A 21,003-nucleotide genomic window follows, 5' to 3' on the forward strand; every position below is an offset into this window, starting at 1 on the left:
AGGAGAGGAAATGTGAGAATACGGGATGTAGCACGTATGGCCTGGGGACAGATCATTCGCAGAAAAATGGTCACACTGCTGTGTATGATGGGGCTGTCCATCGGCTCTGCCGCCATGATCATTGCTCTTAGCGTGGGGCAGTCCGTACAGACCTATAGCGAGAAAACATTGAACGACAATTACAAGATGGATGAAATTACGATTACGCCTAATGAGGGCATTCGTACCGGCAACGGCAAGGGGAATGGTCAGACATCGAAGTTTGAACGGGGAGCATTGACGTTGGAAAAGATTCAGATTATCCAAAGACTTCCCCATGTGGTTGCCGTGGCTCCCATGTTAAAGCTGGATTCGCTGGAAATGGTGCTTTCGGATGGTCGCAGCACGTATGTTGAGGTCATTGGTACCCAGCTGGAGACCCTGGGCGGGTTTGGATACAAGTATGCTGAGGGACGTGGGGCAGAGGATGGTCGTATGGCGGTAACCAGTTATGGGGCTGCATTTGGACTCGTGGACCCCAAAGTAACTCAGAAGTTATTCGAGCAGTTGAATGCTGATCCATATAACAATGAGCTTTTGGAGCAGTTTACGGAAATGTCTGCGAAGCAGGATCAGCTGGTTCAGCAGCTGGTTCAGTTCCGATATGAAGATTATGCGAATGCGAGTAAAACCAAAATGAGTGGTTCTATACGCGTGTCTGGAGAGTTGACGAAGCCTTCCAACATGGATGAGATGAGCGCTCAAAACGATAAAAAAGTATATCTGCCGCTCGATACAGCTCGTGCATTGCAGGATGAGCTTGGATTACAGCAGGCCGACAGCAGTGCGGCCAAGCATCTTAACTCGGCTCTGGTCAAGGTTGAGGACAAACGTTATGTATCCCAGGTGGAAGAACAGATTAAAAAGCTGACGTTAAACACACAGAGTAATCTGTTCCAGGAGGAAGCGATGGCAGGTCAATTGGCGATGTACCAAAAAGCGGCATTGGGGATCGGTGGTTTTATCATGCTGCTGGCCTCATTATCCATTATTGTAGCGATGATTATGTCTACGCATCAGCGTCGTAAACAGATCGGTGTGATGAAGGTGCTGGGCGCAAATCTGTGGCAGATCCGTCAGATGTTTATTACGGAAGCAGCGATGCTTGGATTAATGGGCGGCGTGGCTGGTGTGGGGATTGCCTTTGCTGCCCTCGGCGGGGTGAACAGTCTGCTGGCGAGTCAGATGGCAGATCAGATGAATGGTCCGATGACCGTCGTTATTCAGCAGTCGGCTCTGCCACTTGGCATCGTTTTTGCTATTCTGGTTGGCATTGTATCAGGTATATATCCGGCAATCAGCGCATCTCGGACCAATGCATTAACTGTGATCAAATCAATGTAATTTTATCAGCGAAAGGGAAATTGGGCACATGAAGAAATGGATTAAAATCATCATCACTGTTGTACTTTTGGCAGGTGCAGGATACTGGCTGTATGAAAAGTACAAGCCAAAACCGGAGGCACCTATAGAGATTCCGCCCCCGATTACCTTTGATGTGACACAGGAAACGATGACGCAAACGATACAGGTGAAGGGGAAATCCGTATACACCGATCAGACGGATATCTTTGCTCCGTATGCTTCCAACATCAAGCAGTGGCATGTGAAAAGTGGTGAGCAGGTGAGCAAAGGTGATATCCTGTTTACCCTCGATACTTCCACGTTACAAACGGAAGTAGAACAGTTGCAGAGTGATCTGGAGAAAGCTCAGCTGGAAAACAAGATGAATCAGGTTACCCTGGATCAGGCGAATATGAGTGAGTCCCTTGGCGTGACGGAAGAGGAGCGCAAGAAGGCATTTGCAGATCGGGAAGGTAAACGCCTGACGAATGAATTGAATCAAAAAGCGCTGGTCCTCAAGGAGAAGGAGATACAGAAAAAGCAGGCAGTTATAAGTAAGTCTGTTGTGTATGCTTCCGCTTCCGGTATATTTCAGATGAATGAAGAGGATAGCAAGACACGTGCGGTGACGGAAGGACAGCTGATCGGGTCCATTACAAACATCAGCAAACTGAAATTTATGACGATTGTTGGTGAGGAAGAAATGTTCAGGCTCAAGGTGGGCATGCCGGTTAAGGTGCGAATGACAGCGCAGAAAGACCTGCAATTTACCGGGAAGGTAAGTAAGGTGTCCAAATTCGCCCGCAAGAGTACCGATACGGACCTCAAGCAAGCTTCACAGTTTGACGTGGTCATTGATCTGAAGCCGGACGCCAGAATGTATGGAGGCGTGAGTCTGGAAGGCGATATCGAGACGATGCGGAAGGATAAAGTGACGGTAGTGTCCAGTCTCGCGATCATGCGGGATCAGACCGAGCCTTACGTACTGTTAGACAAGGGCAATGGACAAACAGAGCCGCTGACGATCCAGGCTGGAATGGAATCGGGGGACAAGACGGAAGTGGTTAGTGGCTTGAAACCGGGAGATATTGTCGTTTTGCCTTAGATGTAGGAATATAAGAACAAGGCATATATGTAATGATTAGCTAGACGAACGGTTAATTCGGCATTGAAAAACACGAGGTTCATTGTGGCAGATTGCCACGATGGACCTCGTGTGTCTTTTGGAGCAAGGGATGTCCAGATTCCTGCCTGAATTATGGAAAAAAATATAATTAAATTTATATAATTCAATTTACAGTAAAATTTACATGTCGTATAATCAGAACATAAGGAGGTGACACCGAACATCATGTTTGTAGATGGATAGGCGAAGGCCTTTTTTTTAACCGTTTGAAGAAAGCGCTTACCCAATTTAGGATTCAGACATCCCATAAGTCATTGTTCACACTTCTTCATGTCTAACACACGTTCAACCACACCCACCATATTATACTCATTCACATGATTCGCCCTCACACACCATTTGTTTGCTCAAGATTCCAGTGATACAACCATTTCTTTTGGAGGTGATACAACCAACTCATCCGAACGTTCTCTTCGTGCTAAGCATCATAATGACACAGAGGATCAGACATGAGTACAACCCAATCTAACTAAAGGAAAGGTGGAACTATGAAGACTAAATTGAAAACCAAATCGAGAGGTAAGAAGATCCTGCGCAAAGGTGTAAAACAAATGCTTGCAGCAACGCTGCTCGCGGCGGGGATTTTCCCTGGACTGTCTCCAGGCTTGACTCAGGCGGCTGAAGCACATGTGGATAATCCATTTGTAGGGGCAACCGCGTATCTGAACGAGGACTATTCAGCTCTCGTGGATACGTCCATTGCATTGACCAACGATGCGTCGTTGAAGGCCAAGATGGAGACGGTCAAATCGTATCCAACCGCAGTATGGGTTGACCGGATTGCTGCAATCTATGGCGGGACGGACAACGCTGGTCGCAAAAGTGTAGAGCAACATCTTGATGCCGTTCTCGCTCAAAAGAAACCGGGTACGCCTATAACGGCTTCATTTGTTATCTATAACTTGCCTGGACGGGATTGTCATGCACTCGCATCGAATGGTGAACTTCCACTAACACAGGCAGCACTGCAGACATATAAAACGGATTATATTGATGTGCTCGCAGATATCTTCGCAGATCCGAAGTATCAGGATATTCGTATTATTGCTGTCATTGAACCGGACAGTCTGCCTAACCTCGTGACCAACCTGAGTACCCCAGCTTGTGGTCAAGCCAGCTCAACAGGTATCTATGAGGCGGGTGTGAAGTATGCATTGGACAAGCTGCACGCCATTCCAAATGTGTACAACTATCTGGATATCGGCCACTCCGGCTGGCTTGGATGGGATAACAACCGTTCTGCAGCAGTTGCGCTGTATACAAGTGTTGTGCAAGGGACAGCCGCAGGTCTGAGCAGTGCAGATGGCTTCATTACAAATACAGCGAACACTACACCGCTGGGGGAGCCGAACCTCTCTAACCCTGATCTCAATATCGGTGGACAACCGATTAAATCTGCCAAGTTTTATGAGTGGAATCCTTATTTTGACGAAACCGATTTCACCGCTGCGCTGTATGCCGATTTCGTACAAGCTGGCTGGCCAAGCAGCACAGGTTTCTTGATTGATACTAGCCGGAATGGGTGGGGCGGGGTAGACCGTCCAGCATCTGCTACGGGCAGCAACATCAACGATTATGTGAATTCCGGACGTGTAGATCGCCGGGAGCATCGGGGGAACTGGTGTAATGCCAGTGGCGCAGGTATTGGTGAAGCACCTAAGGCTGCACCAGGACCAGCGCATCTGGATGCTTATGTATGGGTGAAACCTCCGGGTGAATCCGATGGCTCCAGCTCCGAAATTCCGAATAACGAAGGCAAAGGTTTTGACCGGATGTGTGATCCAACCTTCACAACTCGGGATGGTGTATTAACAGGTGCATTGCCTAATGCTCCGGTATCGGGTCACTGGTTCCATGATCAATTCGTGGCACTGGTGAAAAACGCATTCCCTGTACTTCCTGCAAGTAACGGTGGAGGCAACCCTCCGGGCGGAACAACAGCTCCGGCAGCACCAGCAGCATTGACAGCTTCTGCCGGTAACGCTCAAGTCTCCTTGACGTGGACTGCTTCTACAGGGGCTACAAGTTATAGTGTGAAGCGGGCACTGAGTGCATCAGGTCCATTCACAACAGTTGCAGCTAATGTAAGTGGAACATCTTACAGCAACACCGGCCTGATCAATGGTACAACCTATTATTATGTGGTAACGGCAACAAATGCAGTAGGTGAAAGTGTTAACTCTGCAACAGCAACAGCTACACCTGTTGCAGGTGTAACGGCGCCAGCTGCACCGACTGCTCTCACAGCAACTGCAGGCAATGCGCAGGTGAGCCTGACGTGGACAGCTTCTACAGGTGCAACAAGTTATGATGTGAAACGCGCACTGAGTGCAACAGGTCCCTTCACAACGATCGCGGCGAATGTGAGTGGTACGTCCTACACCAACACTGCCCTGACGAACGGCACAACGTATCATTATGTGGTAAGTGCAGTGAATGCAGCAGGGCAAAGTGCCAATTCTGCTGTAGCTTCTGCGACACCTCAAAGTGTCGTTGTACCAACGAGTGATCTTGTCGTGCAATATCGTGCTGGAGATACCAATGCTCAAGATAGCCAGATCAAACCGTATTTCAACATCAAAAATCTGGGCAGTACTGCTGTGAATCTGAGTGATCTGAAGATCCGGTATTACTTCTCCAAAGAAGGCTCGGCTGCGATGGATTCTGCCATCGATTACGCTCAAGTTGGTGGAGCCAATATCCAGCGGACCTTCACAGACTCGTATGTAGAGCTGAGCTTCACATCTGCCGCTGGCAGCATTCAGGCTGGTGGACAGACTGGAGACATCCAGCTTCGCATGTACAAAACAGACTGGTCCAACTTTGACGAGACGAATGACTACTCCTTCGATCCAACGAAAACATCCTACCAGGATTGGAACAAGGTAACACTCCACCAAGGTGGAAACCTGGTATGGGGCATGGAGCCTTAAACTTTATTTGTAACTGTCTTAACCGCGATCCTCTGTGTGTTAGAGGATTGCGGTTTTTTGCTATGCATTACAAGAGTCATTCTAGATTGAAGTTCTTGATCAACTGAGAAACGTAGTGGAGGGGAAGAATTCGATTCTGGAGAAGCGAAGCTGAAAGCTTTCTGTAAGAAAGCTACTTCGTAAGCATCATCTCGCCTTTATCAACGGATTTTTTCCCTTGGAAAGGGGATGGAAGAAAATCCGGGGATAACAGCGATCATAAGAACGATTCGTAACCGGAACGGATAACCCTCAGAGTTGCAAGTACTTATTTCCTAAATGACTCCTAAAAACACTGATTATTAATCGTTTTGGACGGATATTTGCCTAGGGTCTGGCAGACAGGATGTCTATAATAGAACCCGATGGGCGGGATCACCTCGCTCGGATTGGAAAGAGAATGGAAGGGGGACTGAACTCTGGTAGTCGGGCAAGCTGATTTCTCTTTTTTAATTTTGTAAGCGTAATCATTTCGGGTTGAAACCTTCTTTCGAAGAAGGCCTCTATGAATTATCGAACGTCTAATCATCATCGATGTGTACAAGCGTTACCCATTCTGTCTCAAGGAGCGTGAAGGTGGATGAACTCAGGAACAACAGCGCCGGTACATAAGGGATCGGTGTCAGGTCGGCAATCAGGTCGCAGGAAGGCTCGTATGCCACTTGCAGCCAAGGTGCTCTCTTCGGCACTTAGCGTAGCTTTGCTCATTGGAGGAACGGCTGGCGTTACGGGAGCGGAAGCTTCGAACGGTAATGGGGCGACGGAGGCTGGCCTGCAATCACATAAGGGGGGCAGTCACGTGAAAGAGATTCAACTGGAATATCTGAATCGGGGTTTGGTGGCTGCATCGACATCTGAAGGTGTTTTTCTCAGTTGGAGATTGCTTGGTGACGAGGCCACAGGGTATAGCGACAAAGGGCTGACAGGTACGGACTTTAACGTCTATCGTGATGGCAAAAAGATCGCTACCGTCACCGACAGCACCAACTATGTAGATACCGCGGGCAAATCGTCTTCCCGTTATGAAGTGGCAGCGGTGAACAAGAAGGGCAAGGAGAGCAAACGCAGTGCATCAGTCAAACCTTGGGCGAACGGGTATGTGGACATTGCACTGCAAAAACCCGCCGATGGTGTGACGCCTGCGGGAGAAGCTTATACGTATTCCGCCAATGACATGAGTGTGGGTGATGTGGACGGGGATGGCCAGTATGAGTTTTTCGTGAAGTGGGACCCTTCCAACGCCAAGGATGTATCGCAAAAAGGGTACACCGGTAAAACTTACATTGATGCTTACACCCTGGACGGTCAGTTGCTGTACCGAATTGATCTTGGGGTCAACATTCGTGCAGGTGCTCATTATACACAGATGCTCGTTTACGATTTTGACGGGGATGGCAAGGCAGAGATGATGTTCAAGACCGCGCCGGGCACGAAGATTATCAAATATAACAAAAAAGGAAAAGTAACATCCGAGAAGTACATCACGCTTCCGAAGCAGGATCGCAAGGCAGGGTACTCGAACGAAGATGATTATCGTTTAAGTGCGGATGGTTACTATGATCACGTGGTGGATATGTTCAAAAACTGGCATAAACACGATGAGGTTGTGAAGGGGAACTGGCCTGCGACATTGGAAGAGGCTTTTGGAATGGAGAAAAAATATAACTACCCATTATCTCAGCAAGATGCCGAGAGCCTGGCCGACTATTTCATTGATGTGTACGCAGTAGAACGCAGTAACCGAAATGAGCTGCGCAAGTTTGAAGGTTTTATCGTGGATGGACCGGAGTATGTTACGGTATTTGAAGGTAAATCAGGCAAAGAGCTGGAAACCATTCCATATGAACCTGAGCGTCATGATGATGGCCTGATGTGGGGCGATTATGCGATGGCACGGATCGAACCCGGGAATCGGGTGGATCGTTTCCTAGCCGGAGTGGCTTATCTGGACGGCAAGAAGCCGTCTGCAATCTTTGCACGCGGATACTACACACGTTCGACGATGGTTGCCTACAATTGGGACGGCAAGAAACTGAAAAAGGAATGGAAAGTGGACAGCGGTTGGACGCCGATGAAGAACCCATTCAATGACGGACCGCACGGCGTAGATGGTACAGATCCGCAGTATGGTTCCATCACCACTCAAGGTGCACACTATTTCAGTGTGGCGGATGTGGATGGCGACGGCAAACAGGAGATTATCTATGGCTCCGCTACAATTGATCATGACGGCAGCGTGCTGTACAGCTCCACAGACCTGATGCCAGCCGAGAGTGCTGCACCGGGAACGATTGCCCGTCTGGGTCATGGGGACGCACTTCATGTGGCAGATATTGACCCGGATCGTCCGGGACTTGAGATTTTCATGGTACACGAGGGTGGTCCGTGGGCGCCATACGGCTATTCCCTGCGTGATGCGAAGACCGGAGAAGTAATCTATGGTGGGTACACGGGGAAAGATACCGGTCGCGGCATGGTGGGTGATGTTGATCCGACTCGCCGTGGGCTGGAGACATGGGCTGTAGGTTTGTGGACAGCTAAGGGTGAGAAAATCAGTGATCAGATGCCGGGAACGAATATGAATATCCGTTGGTCTGCCGATATGACGACACAGATCGTAGATGGTGCGATTGATGTTACCCCAACCATTAAGGATTGGAGTCGTGGCACGTTGCTGACCGCAACAGGCACATTGACCAACAATCACACGAAAGGTACGCCGTCTCTCGTAGCTGATATCTTCGGGGATTGGAGAGAAGAGATGCTGGTGAGAACCACCGACAGTTCAGCGATTCGTATCTATCTGAGTACCGAGAAGACAGACCGCAAGCTGTACACGCTGATGCATGATGCGATGTATCGCGTGGGCATTGCCGGACAGAACAGTGGATACAACCAGCCGTCCTATCCGTCCTTCTACATGGCATCGGATATGGACTGGTCCAAAGTAACGCTGCCTAAGTTCTACACGCCAGGTAAGGGCGGAAAGTAAGCAGGCCGGAGTAATAATAGCTAACAATAGCAACATAATATGTGTTCATGATCAGGATGTAACGTAACGCAGCGTCGTTAGTTTTAAGCGTTGGCATCGAAGCTTGGAAGCTCTGGAATTCCCATGTGTCTCGTCACATGGAGGTTTCAGAGCTTTTTTTACATTAGGATCTGCGGGTAGAGGTTGGCATGATTCAATCCATCCGTGTTACATCATTCTTTTTCATATGTTAAGTCTAAATAAGTTGAACTAATCATTTACACGATAACGGAGAGGACAGAAAAAACCTGAAAAAGCGAAGCGTTCGCCTTTATCCCCGGATTTTCCCTTTAGTAAAAGAATCAATAAATCTGGGGATAACAGCGATTGGAAGGTTGTTCTGTCATCGTAGTGTCAGTGTAAATAATCTTTATTTCAACTTATATAGATGCACGGTAGAAGCGAACGCTCCAATCGTGTAGTTACCTTGATCATGGATCAAGGTGGTGATGGAGCACTCGGGAATAAGTTGGTTCTGCATAGTTATAAAATCGGAATGCCAGACGTTAAGCTCGCCCTCGGTAAAGGTTTGCACCAGAAAATCAGTAATGAGTCCACCATGTGCAACCACAATAATGTTACTGTTCTCTGGCTCTTCATTAGCTAATTCGGTTAGGAGGGAGGCCAGCCGTTCACCAGCCTGTTTGGCCGAGTCACCCACGGGTGGAATGTAATCTGGGTCAGACGTACATCGATCCCACATCGCAATGAATTCTTCGAATGACTGATCCGGGCAATCGCCCCAATTGGCACGTTCGCGCAGGCGAGGATCTTCGGTTGTATGGGAATGGGTGTGGCGGGCAATCATGTTGGCGGTTTCTTGGGCTCGTCGAAGTGGGCTGGTAAGGATTTTAGTAACGGGAAAGGTAGCTCTGGCAAAATGAAGTGCTGTGGCTTCGGCTTGTAAAACCCCTTCGGAAGTGAGGGAGACATCACCGATTCTTCGTTCTTTGAGACCATGTCTCACCAAATGAAAGGTGGTACTCATGATTGGAAACCTCCTTAGTTATAGACAGTTCACATAAATGATTAGATAATAAACTAATTATATATTCATCTAATTAAATATTGCAATGAGGCTTTTAAGCAAGACAGTTTATATTCAACCTATAGAATTGCTACAATGGAGAAAAGTGAGGATCGATCGTTGAAGGAATGGAGGTATCGACATGAGCATCACAAAGCCTTGGACAGGAAGCCTGTATCAGGAGGGTTTGCGAACAGAGGATTGCGGGCCGCGATTTTACGCGTACTACTACAAGCAATGGGACAACTATCGTATGTCCTATCACCATCATGATTCCACAGAGATTATGTATATTATTTCGGGAATGTGCCGGGTGGATGTGCAGATGCCGGATGGGGGCTCGGAGCAGGCTGTTTTGAAAAAAGGACAGTTCATTATGCTCGATGCCGGTGTCCCGCACCGTTTGCTGGTGGAAGATGGTGTCCCTTGCCGGATGCTCAATGTGGAGTTTGGATTCTCAGGCTCACCTCCCGGACAGTTATCCATCCGTCAGCTAGCGCTGGAGGAGGAAGAAGTTCACACTCTACTTACTAATGCTTCGCCATATCTGGTATTGCCTGATCCGGAAGAGGTGTACCATATTATGAAAAGTCTGGTGCTGGAACTCGATCAGCGTGGTCTGCTGGAGCAAGGAAGATCGAACGTGCCGATGAAGATCATTCCGCCAGAAGAAAGGTTGCATCACCGCGAGGCCCGAAATCTAACGTCTCCAGAACAGGGCATGCTGGTGCGTACATTGTTCATCCAGTTGCTGGTCCGTGTTGCACGTCTGCGTGGAGAAATGAGCCGGAGTGCGCCAGATCAGGCGGAACTGTACGTCAAACGAACCATTGAATTCATGCATCACAATATGGATCGCAACATTCAGATGAAGGATATTGCGGCAGCAGTTAATCTGCATCCAGGCTATTTACATCGTATTTTTCGTCAGCACACGCAGCGCACACCGACCGACTACCTGACGATGCTTCGCATGGAGAAGGCCAAGATGCTGCTTCAGCAGACGAATATTCCTATTTCGGAAATCTCCGACTATGTTGGAGTAGGCAGTCGTCAGTATTTTCATATGTTATTCAAGAAGACGACGGGCATGACTCCGGTCGAATTTCGCTCCTCTATGGAACGACATGTTAGTCAGTACCCGTCGGATGAATGAGCCGATTGCATTTATTTTCGAAGACATATCGATCAGTGGGACTGGCGCGTAAAAGTTAGGATTTTTGACAACAAGATCTTGAACAGGTCATGATTTTGATAACGCTTCCCTATTTGCGGTTGGTACAATGATTTCATGAAGAGGGTCATTAACCGAAGCGAAAGATTCGGATTTAGGGGAGGACATAGGCATGTCGTTTAAAGTGGCGTTTATCGGGGCAGGAAGTATCGGATTTACACGGGGTTTGTTAAGGGATTTGCTGACGGTACCAGAGTTTAACAACATCGAGATTGCGTTCTGCGATATTAACCAGCACAATCTGGACATGGTGACTGAGCTGTGTCAGCGGGATATCCGTGAGAATGGATTGAATATTCAGATTCAGCCAACAACGGATCGGAAAGAAGCGTTGAAAGATGCGAAGTATGTACTGTGTACGATTCGTGTTGGGGGACTGGAAGCATTTGCAACGGATGTGGATATTCCACTGAAATATGGTGTTGATCAATGTGTCGGCGATACGCTGTGTGCAGGCGGCATTATGTATGGACAACGCGGAATCGCCGAGATGCTGGACATCTGTAAGGATATTCGTGAACAGAGTGCACCCGACGTACTGCTCTTGAACTATTCCAATCCGATGGCGATGCTGACATGGGCTTGCAACAAGTACGGCGGTGTGCGGACGATCGGACTGTGTCATGGTGTACAGCATGGTCATCATCAGATTGCGGAAGCTTTTGGATTGAAAAAGAGTGAAGTGGATATTGTCTGTGCCGGCATCAACCATCAGACCTGGTATATCCAGGCTTCTCATGAAGGTAAGGATCTTACAGGTGATCTGCTCGAAGCCTTCGAAAAACATCCCGAGTACAGCCGCACCGAGAAAGTGCGGATCGATATGCTGCGCCGCTTCGGTTACTACAGCACGGAATCAAATGGTCATCTGAGTGAATATGTGCCGTGGTACCGCAAACGTCCGGAAGAGATTAACGAATGGATCGACCTGGGCAACTGGATCAACGGAGAGACGGGTGGATATTTGCGGGTGTGTACCGAGGGGCGCAACTGGTTTGAGACTGATTTTCCTAACTGGATGAAGGACGAACCGATGCAATTCATTCCGGAAAAACGGGGCGAGGAGCACGGTTCGTACATTATTGAAGGGCTTGAGACGGGACGTGTCTATCGTGGACATTTCAATACCGTTAATAATGGAGTCATCTCCAACCTGCCGGATGATGCGATTATTGAGGCACCGGGATATGTGGATCGTAACGGTATCTCCATGCCGCATGTAGGGGATCTGCCACTTGGCCCAGCTGCGGTATGTAATGTGAGCATTTCCGTGCAACGGCTCGCGGTTGAAGCCGCGGTGAACGGAGACGACAAGTTACTTCGTCAGGCGTTCATGATGGATCCGCTGGTGGGTGCCGTGTGTAATCCAAAAGAAATTTGGCAGATGGTCGACGAGATGCTCGTTGCACAGGCCGAGTGGTTGCCGCAGTACGGAGATGCGATTGCAGCTGCAGAAGCAAGACTTGCTGCAGGTGACTTGATTCCAACAAAGGAATATGAAGGTGCAGCACGTCTTAAGGTGAAAACGGTGGAAGAAATGAAACAGGATCGCGATGCTGCGAACAAAAACGCGGGTGAATCCGATAAAGGGAAAGATCGCGAGAAAGTGCAGCAATAGATAAAAATGCGTAAGGGCCTCTCCAAAATTGGAGGGGCCCTGTTTATTTCTATTTTATTTCGAAACCACGGATAACAAAGGCAAAAGAGGTATCACCCAAGGAAACCTGCGAATTTTGAGAGGAAATCCAGCGGGCAAAGGCTCCATAATAATGAGTACCTTTTTCCTGCGCTAACTGGAATGAACCTTCTCGCAAAGAGTTGAGGGTGAGGCAGTTTTGTTTGTACCATGACTTGGAGTAGGATTACAGCCGGATAATATCAGCATAGTTGAAAGAAATACCAATGTGGTCAATGTTCTTATCGTATTGAAGAATTTTATTTGCAAGAGAGGAATGTTGCTAGTGTTACTCTTGCGATGCATATTTACCATGTGATACATATTACCTTTACAGACATAGTAATATGTCTTATAGTATACACAGGACGGAAGAAAGTCGGTGAAACTCGTAGATGGATGTGCAAGTGATTAACAGTGATCTGATTCGGGGCAATATTGACCCCATCATTCTGAGTGTACTTATACCCGCAGATAACTATGGCTACAGCATTATTAAGGAGATCTATCGCAAGAGCGGAGAGCAGTTTGAATTGAAGGAACCTACGCTTTATTCCAGTTTGAAGAGGCTGGAGAAGAGTGGATATGTGGAGTCCTACTGGGGGGAAGAGACGCAGGGAGGACGACGCAAATATTACCGAATTACAACGCAAGGCCTCGAAGCCTATAGAGAGCAGGTTCATGCTTGGCAAGCAGCCAAGGCACTGATTGATTGCATGATTGTCACTGGAGAAAAAGGAGATGAAGACCTATGAGATTGGAAGCTCGCATCACTCGCCATGTGAATCGTTCGTTCGCTCACGCACAAGATACATTAGACAATCGAGAATTAAAAGAAGAGATTCACAGCAATCTCGCTGCGCGGATTGACGATTATATCTCGCAGGGTATGAGTGAAGAGAAGGCGTTCCAGACCGCCATTCAGCATATCGCTGGTATGGATGAAGTGATGAGTGACCATCGAAGGGTACAACGTGTTCCTTACTGGACAGCGTTGTTGCAGTCTGCTCTGATTTATAGCCTCATAGCCTGGATCATTACCATTCCAATGAGAGTGCTGATGCAAGGCTCCGCCATAAACAATCTGCTTATGATCGTGAGTCTCATTGTTGGTGGCATGTATGTATTGTATCTGTTGATCAACAAGACGAACGATTCTGCAACTTCCGTGAAAACCACGGTTATTCGAATCCCTGCCTTAGTGCAGTGGAATCGCAGAATATGGTGGTTGTGGGCGGTATTAATACTCGTACTATGGGGAACGCAGGCAGCGTTACGATTCGGAAGCAACATCTGGTTTAATCGACCCATTCAGGTGGATGGACCCTATCAGTTTGCTGTGATCGTCATTGCCTTTGCCATCCCATTACTGAGTGTTATTATTCCTTTGGTTGTGCATCGGGCGTATCGGATCGTTAGTAAGTATGAAGTGAGTGATGCGTTATGAGAATTAGAAACATATGGATTATAACACTTGTTGTGTTGGGCATCAGTGGCTTAGTGATTGTTGAAGGTTTCGTTAATCCGAAGATCGAGGCGAAACAGGCTCGGTACGAGGAAGAGCAGCAGAATCCGCTGACACATGATTTTGCCACTTTAGCCAAATATCGCAGTCCCTACATGGGTGATAACTCAAACCTTAGTCATCTGAATCAGGCTTTACCTTTACGTGAAAGATTGAATGGTTACCAACTGTATCCGGAGACCTTCACGGTCCAAGTGAATTATAGCTTGGATACGCGTGAGATGGATGCAGAGGAACTTGAGCGGATACTTGTATATAATGCGGTTTCGAACTTTGTTATGATCGATAATCTGGAGCAGATCGTCTACCAGTTTGAGAATACCAGCCATACCTTACGTCGTGAATCTGCCCAACAATGGACAGGTACGGAATTAAAGGAACTTCAGAACCCGGAGCTATGGAATTCGACTGTACGCGAGAAGCTGGTAGAACCGGCACAAGTGAAAGAGGCTTTTTCACAGATTGTTGACAATTAAACTGCATGAAATAGAAGGAAATAGGCAAGAGACTCGACTCTTCTCCCATGCTATGTTATTATAAATCTCTGATAACGTGGTAACGAACTAAAGCGTTTGGGTTTTGGTTATAGACATGGGGGGGTTCGAGAGATGAGAAAAAAAGCGATTCTACTATTATTCATTAGCATATGTGTATTGATTGTGGCTGGTTGTTCCAGTTCCGCAAGCAAAGACGATAACACGATTGTTGTAGGAATTGATGACAAGTTTGCTCCAATGGGTTTCCGGGACGAGCAAAATGAAATTGTTGGTTTTGATATTGATTACGCAAGAGCTGCAGCGGAGAAAATGGGTAAAGAAATCACATTCCAGCCGATCGACTGGTCTTCCAAAGAGTCAGAGCTGAACAGTGGCCGGATCGACATGATCTGGAACGGGTACACCATTACGGATGAGCGTAAAGAGAAAGTGCTCTTCACGAAGCCGTATCTGGAAAACAGTCAAGTAGCTATTACCTTGGCAGACTCGCCAATCACAAAGCTGGATGAACTTGATGGTAAAAATGTGGGATTGCAGGCGCTGTCCTCCGCGGCAGATGCACTGGCAGCAAGTCCTTTGAAGGATAAAGTGAAAGCTTCCGAATTTAAGGATAACGTGCTTGCACTAACGGATCTGAAGACAAAACGTCTGGATGCGGTCATCATTGATGAAGTGGTAGCGAGATACTACATGTCCAAAGAAGAGGGAACATTCAAACTGCTGGATGAATCTCTTGCACCGGAACAATATGGCATTGGTATCAAAAAAGGCAATGAAGAGCTTCTGAATCAGCTGCAAAAAGCGTTGGATGAGCTGAATGCAGACGGAACAGCTGCTAAAATCTCCACCCAATGGTTGGGTGAAGATAAGGTTCTGAAATAGGCAGGTTACACACCTGTTATATAGTTAGAAACAAAACGGACCCCGTATTCCATGCTGGAGCGATTTATGCCCCAGAGGAATGCGGGGTTAACAGATTAGAGGAGACAACACAATGAGTTGGGATTATTTATCGACCATTTTAAAACCTATGCTAGAGGGTGCACAGACCACCATTTTCATGTTCTTGCTAGCGATCGTGTTATCTGTACCGCTTGGATTTGCGGTCACGCTTGCGATGAGAAGCCAGATTAAACTGCTGGCGTGGATTGCCCATACGTATGTATATGTGATGCGAGGAACACCGCTACTGCTCCAAATTCTATTCTTCTGCTTCGGTTTACCGTTGCTTCCGGTGATTGGAGAGTATCTGGTGTTTGATCGTTTTGTTGCAGCGGGGATTGCGTTCATCCTGAACTATGCGGCGTACTTCGCTGAAATCTTCAGGGGCGGACTGCTTTCCATTGATAAAGGGCAACATGAGGCAGCGAAGGTACTGGGGTTAACAAAGTGGCAAACGATGACTAAAGTCATTATTCCTCAGATGATTCGTGTAGTATTGCCCGCAACGGCCAATGAATCCATTACGCTCATCAAGGATACGGCACTGCTCTATGCCGTAGCTGTACCTGAGCTGTTGTATTACGCCCAAGCGGCGGTAAATCGCGACTTACAGCTGACACCTTTCTTCGTGGCGGCGGTTATGTATCTGCTCATGACACTCGTACTCACCGTGCTGTTCAAGGCACTGGAGAAGCGGTTTTCATTTGAATAAATTAAATCTGATCAATCAAAGGACTGTCTGCATATGACACATATAATAGAAGTAAATCAGTTGAGAAAATCATTCGGTGCACTTGATGTACTGAAACAGGTATCTTTTAACGTGGAACCAGGCGAAGTAATTGCCGTCATCGGACCTTCGGGTTCGGGGAAAAGTACGATGCTGCGCAGCCTGATTCATCTGGAGGATATTTCGGGTGGAACGATTCGCATTCAGGATCAAACGTTGGTTGATAATGGCCGTTACGCGGGTGCCGCAGATATTCGCAAGATGACGGATCGTATGGGTATGGTGTTCCAGCATTTCAATTTGTTCCCGCATCTAACTGTACAAGATAATCTGGAACTTGCACCGAAAACTTTGAAAAAAGAAAGCTCCAGCGTCATTCGATATCGTAGTCTGGAATTACTCGGCAAAGTAGGGCTGTCGGACAAGGCCGATGTCTACCCTGGTAATCTGTCCGGTGGACAGAAACAGCGTGTAGCTATTGCCCGGGCACTGATGATGCAACCGGACATTCTCCTGTTTGATGAGCCGACGTCGGCACTCGATCCAGAGCTGACCGGGGAGGTACTACGCGTAATCAAACAACTTGCACAGGAAAACATGACGATGATGATTGTTACGCATGAGATGGGCTTCGCCCGTGACGTTGCGGATCGTGTATTTTTCATGGATAACGGCGAGATCGCAGAGGCAGGTCCGCCAGAGCAGATCTTTGGCAATCCAAAGCTTGCACGTACGCGGACGTTTTTGCAGCGGGTGGAAGTGGAAGGATAGAAGAAACTTCAAATCTAAGAAATGTGGAAAGAACGCAATCCTATAAGTAATAAGGGATTGCGTTCTTTTTTTGAAAAAATAGCTTATGTCCACAGGTATATGTTCCAGATAATCAATACCAGGGTCAACACGATATAAGTTACTACATTCCAACGTGTTCGAATTCGATAAGTGGTGTAACTCATGATTCCAAACAAAACAATGCTAAAACATAATACAGCTACATTATTTTGATAAAAAGCAATAAGTAGAAGCATCACAATCATAAGTATGTTCATTACTTTATCGATTTTCATCGTAGTGATCCCCCAAAGATATTCAGAAAAGTATTACGTCTATAATACTATCTATATGTTAGAGGTATTCTTGATTTATATCATCACACGGATAAATGGTTCTTAAATTCATATCCTTGAAGTACAATCTATAAGATTATGGATTTATATAGTAATTTATAATTAACACAATATGGATATTGTTTTTCCTAATAATCGATTATAATGAACATACTTAATAAACAGGGAGGATTTACCTTGGAACATCGCGAAAATGATGTAGATCGTTATTATAACGACACATTGCCACCACCGCCTTATGTAGTACCAAAGACCAATAGTAAGTCGATTGTATCACTAGTTTTGGGGATTCTGTCCGTCACGATTCCTTACGTGGGAATTTTAATCGGAATCGCCGCGATTATATTTGCATCTTTAGCCTTCAAAGAGATCAGAGTTCGCATGGAGCAGGGGAAAGGGTTAGCGATTGCTGGTCTAGTTTGTGGAATCATCGGTACAGCGATGTATGTATTACTTATTTTGCTCGTGCTATTGTTTAGTTTCGCTATCTCAAGTTCTGAAATTTACTCTACATACTAGAAATATGAAGTTAGCAAACTTAGATTTTATCTCAAACTAAAAAAGCAAAGGCGTACTTTAACTCACACCTCTTGTTATCTAGAAGAGGGTGGGGTTTAGGTACATGCCTTTGCTTTTTAATTTACGAATTTACAGGGGAAGTGCGACTTCACTGCTGACGTCTGCGTTCTCCGTGGTGCGATGCATCAGGAAATAAGTTAAGGTTCCTCCAAGCCCAATCACGGCGAATATGCACAGAATACCAATCTGATCCCAAGTTACACCGAACTGTCCACTTGAGATGACTGCTTTATAACCTGTTACCGAATAGGTCATAGGCAGCCATGGATTAAACACTTTCAGCCAATTTGGAATCAGTTCGAGCGGGAAGGTGCCTGCACTGGTGGTGAGCTGGAAGATCAGCATCAGAATGGCAAGGAAACGACCCGGATTCTCCAGCCAAGTCACCAGTGCCTGAATGATGTACATGAAGCTTAGACTGGTAACAAAGCTGAATAAGAGGAACAATGGAACGCTCTGAACATCCAGACCCAAGCCGTATAAGACCAGCCATGAAGCAAGCAGGGACTGCGCTGCACTCATGAGTGTGAAAGCCAGCGTTTTACTCACAAAACGATTCCAGCCACTTGCTTGGCTAACTGTGCTGCCACGTGTGGGTACAACCAGTGTGGCAATCAATGCGCCGACAAATAGCCCGAGTGACAGGAAGTATGGCGAGAATCCTGTACCGTAGTTAGGTACCTCATTATATTTATGTTCATCGACCTGAACAGGCTCTGCATACATGGTTACCAGCTCATCCGTCTTTTTCACACTGCCCGTCTGCTCAGCCGCTTCATTCAACTTGGTGGCAAGTTCACCAGAGCCATCTGTTAACTTAAGCGTACCTTCTTTTAATTGACCAGCACCGTTATCGAGCTTATGTGAGCCATCTGCAAGGGTTGAGATTCCATCAGTGAACTGGCTTACACCCGCAACCAGCTTGCCTGCACCAGCATCCAATTGACTTGAACCGTCCGCAAGTTTGGCTCCTCCAGCAGCTGCCTCAGATAATTTGGAATTGAACTGTTGTAAACCAGTCGCAAGCTTTTCTTGTCCGACGGATAATTGCGTGGCTCCTTGTACCAGTTGTTGTTCACCCTGTACCAACTGGCTGCTACCTTGATGCAGTTGTTGCTGTGCAGCGTACAGGTTTTGACTGCCTGCGACCAATTGCTGTCCGCCTTGATACAGCTGTTCGCTGCCCGTAGCTACGGCTTGGCTGGCTGCCAGGAGTTGCTGCACAGCAGGACTTGCGGCAAGTTCCGGACTCGCTTCAGCTAATTGGGCAAGACCTTGCGCAACCGCTTTGGCACCCTCGCTAACTTTGCCACTGCCCTCAACAGAACTTTGCAGCCCAGCAGTCAGCTTTGCACTACCTTCCTCGGAAGCTGTCAGTCCTGCATCCAGCTTGGCTGCACCTTCTTGAGCGGATTGAATTCCTGCCTGTAACTGTTTTCCACCCGCTTCAGCCTGGGTTGCTCCATCACCCAGCTTCGTGCCTGCTGCTGCCAATTGGGATAGCCCACTGGACAGGGCGCTTGCGCCAGTATGAAGATCACCTATGCCTTGGGCGAGAGTAGACGTACCTTCTTTTAACGGAACTACGCCCGTTTCCAGCTTGTCGGTGCCTGCCGCCAGTTTGGACAGGTTCTCTTTTAATGTAGCAGCACCCTCATCCAGCGTGATCGCACCAACATGAATCTGACCTGCTCCATCCCCGGCATCTGCCAAACCACCAGAGATTTTTTCGACCTGATCCAATAGCGTTTCAGTGTACGATTCTGTGGCTTTGGCAGCGACTTTGGAACGAATTTGTTTGACCGCCGTGCCGCCAATCTGACCCGCGAGGAAGTTGTATCCTTCATTGGGTTCATAGATCAGACCTGCCGGCTCGGGGTGCTCATCCATCAGGGTTGTTGCTTTGGTGGAAAAGTCCTCCGGAATCACAATTGTCATATAATACGTGTTGTCTTCCATACCTTGTTCTGCTTGTTCACGAGTCACGAATTGCCAATCGAAATCATCACTTTTCTTCAATTCATCGACCAGATTCTGACCGACCTCCAGTGATTTGTCGTTGTAGACTGCACCCTGATCCGTGTTGACCACGGCTACAGGTAACTCGTTCATTTTGCCATAGGGGTCCCAGAATGCGTTCAGGAACAGGCCACTATACAATACCGGAATGAACAGTACAACGAGAATCGGAATAAATACTTTTGGTTTCTTGAAGGCGGACTTCAGATCCTGCCCAAATACGTGGAATGATTTCATCATGTTCTCTCCCTATCCTTACGCTAATCCGTGTGTTCTATCTCTATTATGTGTTGAATCTAGTGGCATACCTATCTCTAGATGGGGGATAAGCCATTCTTGAGAAAGAGGCCCACAAAATCCTTGATCTGATCTTTGTGCAACGTAGGATGCGCTTTGTTCCAATCCGAGGTTAAGGTGACATACAGCTTCAGCAGGACAAAAGAATCCAACTTGGGATCATCCCTGCGAATCTGCTCTAGCTCCATGGCACGGCTCACTTGACGCTCCAAATATTCGAGAATGGCTGTCTCCACTTTTTGCAAACCTTCCTTGGCCTGCGGTGTACCGAACTCGTTAACCTCCTGAAAGAGTTTGATCAACAGCTCATGTTCCTCCCGATACTCCAGCAAAGAATCCATACTCATATGCACGTTATCCAGAAAGGAGTTCTCTTCCTTCACGGTCTGCTCCGTAATCTGTCTCATATCAGCAATGATCGAGCGCAGAATCTCGCTGAACAGTTCTTCTTTATTATCGAAAAAAGTATAGATCGTTCCCTTGCCCACATTGGCAAGTCTCGCAATCTGCTCCATCGTTGTGGCTTTGTAGCCAAACAAGGCAAAGGATTTCTCGGCAGAATCCATCACCTGTTGCCTTCGATCTATCGTTTTCATCGCATATACACCTCCTTATATGTTGAAAGGTAATGGGTAAGGTAACCCTATTTTTTTGACCAATTTACTATTATAGTCAGTTGGTCGTTAACAACTGTAGCACTTGAGCAGGGAAGGTGGATGTGATCTTTGTCATAATGTGGGCTGGGGGATGAAAACAATAAATGAGTAGAGGAAAGTACG

Annotated in this window: 16 protein-coding genes; 13 read left to right on the forward strand and 3 right to left on the reverse strand. The window is 47.2% G+C overall.

Annotation, left to right across the window (positions count from 1 at the left end; translation table 11 throughout):
- Positions 1-12 precede the first annotated feature (12 nt).
- The 4 genes from EL84_RS11670 (at position 13) to EL84_RS11685 (ending at position 8,533) form a co-directional block, all read left to right on the forward strand.
- Entirely contained in the window at positions 13-1,383 is a 1,371-nt protein-coding gene (locus EL84_RS11670) for an ABC transporter permease (RefSeq protein WP_053061457.1), read from the forward strand.
- A gap of 28 nt (positions 1,384-1,411) precedes the next feature.
- Positions 1,412-2,488: an efflux RND transporter periplasmic adaptor subunit gene (locus tag EL84_RS11675; RefSeq protein ID WP_047841820.1), complete on the forward strand. Its 1,077-nt coding sequence runs from the start codon at positions 1,412-1,414 to the stop codon at positions 2,486-2,488.
- Between the two features lie 569 nt (positions 2,489-3,057).
- Positions 3,058-5,502 carry a glycoside hydrolase family 6 protein gene (locus EL84_RS11680; RefSeq protein ID WP_047841821.1) on the forward strand — a complete coding sequence of 815 codons (2,445 nt, stop codon included), beginning with the start codon at positions 3,058-3,060 and terminating at the stop codon, positions 5,500-5,502.
- A 694-nt stretch (positions 5,503-6,196) separates the two neighbouring features.
- Positions 6,197-8,533, forward strand: a complete 2,337-nt coding sequence (locus EL84_RS11685; RefSeq protein ID WP_047841822.1) for a rhamnogalacturonan lyase — start codon at positions 6,197-6,199, stop codon at positions 8,531-8,533.
- A 409-nt stretch (positions 8,534-8,942) separates the two neighbouring features.
- On the opposite strand, the gene EL84_RS11690 is transcribed toward EL84_RS11685, so the two are convergent.
- Positions 8,943-9,560 (reverse strand): histidine phosphatase family protein, encoded by a 618-nt coding sequence (locus EL84_RS11690; protein ID WP_047841823.1) that lies wholly within the window; start codon positions 9,558-9,560, stop codon positions 8,943-8,945.
- 181 nt (positions 9,561-9,741) lie between these two features.
- Between EL84_RS11690 and EL84_RS11695 the strand changes: the two genes are divergently transcribed.
- From EL84_RS11695 to EL84_RS11740, 9 genes are all read left to right on the forward strand, one after another.
- On the forward strand, positions 9,742-10,755 hold the full coding sequence (locus EL84_RS11695; RefSeq protein ID WP_047841824.1) for an AraC family transcriptional regulator: 1,014 nt from the start codon (positions 9,742-9,744) through the stop codon (positions 10,753-10,755).
- A 190-nt stretch (positions 10,756-10,945) separates the two neighbouring features.
- The gene (locus tag EL84_RS11700; RefSeq protein ID WP_047841825.1) at positions 10,946-12,451 is read left to right on the forward strand and encodes an alpha-glucosidase/alpha-galactosidase; all 1,506 of its coding nucleotides are present in this window, start codon (positions 10,946-10,948) and stop codon (positions 12,449-12,451) included.
- A 452-nt stretch (positions 12,452-12,903) separates the two neighbouring features.
- Complete coding sequence (locus EL84_RS11705; protein WP_047841826.1) at positions 12,904-13,263, forward strand: PadR family transcriptional regulator; 360 nt, start codon at positions 12,904-12,906, stop codon at positions 13,261-13,263.
- The gene (locus EL84_RS11710; RefSeq protein ID WP_047841827.1) at positions 13,260-13,955 is read left to right on the forward strand and encodes a permease prefix domain 1-containing protein; all 696 of its coding nucleotides are present in this window, start codon (positions 13,260-13,262) and stop codon (positions 13,953-13,955) included. The genes EL84_RS11705 and EL84_RS11710 overlap by 4 nt, the downstream gene beginning before the upstream one ends.
- Complete coding sequence (locus tag EL84_RS11715) at positions 13,952-14,509, forward strand: DUF4825 domain-containing protein (protein ID WP_047841828.1); 558 nt, start codon at positions 13,952-13,954, stop codon at positions 14,507-14,509. The genes EL84_RS11710 and EL84_RS11715 overlap by 4 nt, the downstream gene beginning before the upstream one ends.
- 132 nt (positions 14,510-14,641) lie before the next feature.
- Complete coding sequence (locus EL84_RS11720; RefSeq protein WP_036672520.1) at positions 14,642-15,412, forward strand: amino acid ABC transporter substrate-binding protein; 771 nt, start codon at positions 14,642-14,644, stop codon at positions 15,410-15,412.
- 112 nt (positions 15,413-15,524) lie between these two features.
- On the forward strand, positions 15,525-16,184 hold the full coding sequence (locus EL84_RS11725; protein WP_047841829.1) for an amino acid ABC transporter permease: 660 nt from the start codon (positions 15,525-15,527) through the stop codon (positions 16,182-16,184).
- Between the two features lie 33 nt (positions 16,185-16,217).
- A complete protein-coding gene (locus EL84_RS11730; RefSeq protein WP_047841830.1) occupies positions 16,218-16,973 on the forward strand; it encodes an amino acid ABC transporter ATP-binding protein in 756 nt (251 codons plus the stop codon).
- A gap of 533 nt (positions 16,974-17,506) precedes the next feature.
- Positions 17,507-17,848 (forward strand): DUF4190 domain-containing protein, encoded by a 342-nt coding sequence (locus EL84_RS11740; RefSeq protein WP_152683004.1) that lies wholly within the window; start codon positions 17,507-17,509, stop codon positions 17,846-17,848.
- A 129-nt stretch (positions 17,849-17,977) separates the two neighbouring features.
- Here EL84_RS11740 and EL84_RS11745 read toward each other — a convergent pair whose 3' ends face one another.
- The gene (locus EL84_RS11745; RefSeq protein WP_047841833.1) at positions 17,978-20,164 is read right to left on the reverse strand and encodes a YhgE/Pip domain-containing protein; all 2,187 of its coding nucleotides are present in this window, start codon (positions 20,162-20,164) and stop codon (positions 17,978-17,980) included.
- 77 nt (positions 20,165-20,241) lie between these two features.
- The gene (locus tag EL84_RS11750; protein ID WP_047841834.1) at positions 20,242-20,820 is read right to left on the reverse strand and encodes a TetR/AcrR family transcriptional regulator; all 579 of its coding nucleotides are present in this window, start codon (positions 20,818-20,820) and stop codon (positions 20,242-20,244) included.
- Positions 20,821-21,003 lie beyond the last annotated feature (183 nt).

The organism is Paenibacillus sp. VT-400, assembly GCF_001029205.1.
GTDB lineage: Bacteria > Bacillota > Bacilli > Paenibacillales > Paenibacillaceae > Paenibacillus > Paenibacillus amylolyticus.

Bases quoted from the DNA above. Each gene is read 5' to 3' on its own strand.
- EL84_RS11675 (WP_047841820.1), top strand. From the start codon at position 1,412: ATGAAGAAATGGATTAAAATCATCATCACTGTTGTACTTTTGGCAGGT.
- EL84_RS11680 (WP_047841821.1), top strand. From the start codon at position 3,058: ATGAAGACTAAATTGAAAACCAAATCGAGAGGTAAGAAGATCCTGCGC.
- EL84_RS11685 (WP_047841822.1), top strand. From the start codon at position 6,197: ATGCCACTTGCAGCCAAGGTGCTCTCTTCGGCACTTAGCGTAGCTTTG.
- EL84_RS11690 (WP_047841823.1), bottom strand. From the start codon at position 9,560: ATGAGTACCACCTTTCATTTGGTGAGACATGGTCTCAAAGAACGAAGA.
- EL84_RS11695 (WP_047841824.1), top strand. From the start codon at position 9,742: ATGAGCATCACAAAGCCTTGGACAGGAAGCCTGTATCAGGAGGGTTTG.
- EL84_RS11700 (WP_047841825.1), top strand. From the start codon at position 10,946: ATGTCGTTTAAAGTGGCGTTTATCGGGGCAGGAAGTATCGGATTTACA.
- EL84_RS11705 (WP_047841826.1), top strand. From the start codon at position 12,904: ATGGATGTGCAAGTGATTAACAGTGATCTGATTCGGGGCAATATTGAC.
- EL84_RS11710 (WP_047841827.1), top strand. From the start codon at position 13,260: ATGAGATTGGAAGCTCGCATCACTCGCCATGTGAATCGTTCGTTCGCT.
- EL84_RS11715 (WP_047841828.1), top strand. From the start codon at position 13,952: ATGAGAATTAGAAACATATGGATTATAACACTTGTTGTGTTGGGCATC.
- EL84_RS11720 (WP_036672520.1), top strand. From the start codon at position 14,642: ATGAGAAAAAAAGCGATTCTACTATTATTCATTAGCATATGTGTATTG.
- EL84_RS11725 (WP_047841829.1), top strand. From the start codon at position 15,525: ATGAGTTGGGATTATTTATCGACCATTTTAAAACCTATGCTAGAGGGT.
- EL84_RS11730 (WP_047841830.1), top strand. From the start codon at position 16,218: ATGACACATATAATAGAAGTAAATCAGTTGAGAAAATCATTCGGTGCA.
- EL84_RS11745 (WP_047841833.1), bottom strand. From the start codon at position 20,164: ATGAAATCATTCCACGTATTTGGGCAGGATCTGAAGTCCGCCTTCAAG.
- EL84_RS11750 (WP_047841834.1), bottom strand. From the start codon at position 20,820: ATGAAAACGATAGATCGAAGGCAACAGGTGATGGATTCTGCCGAGAAA.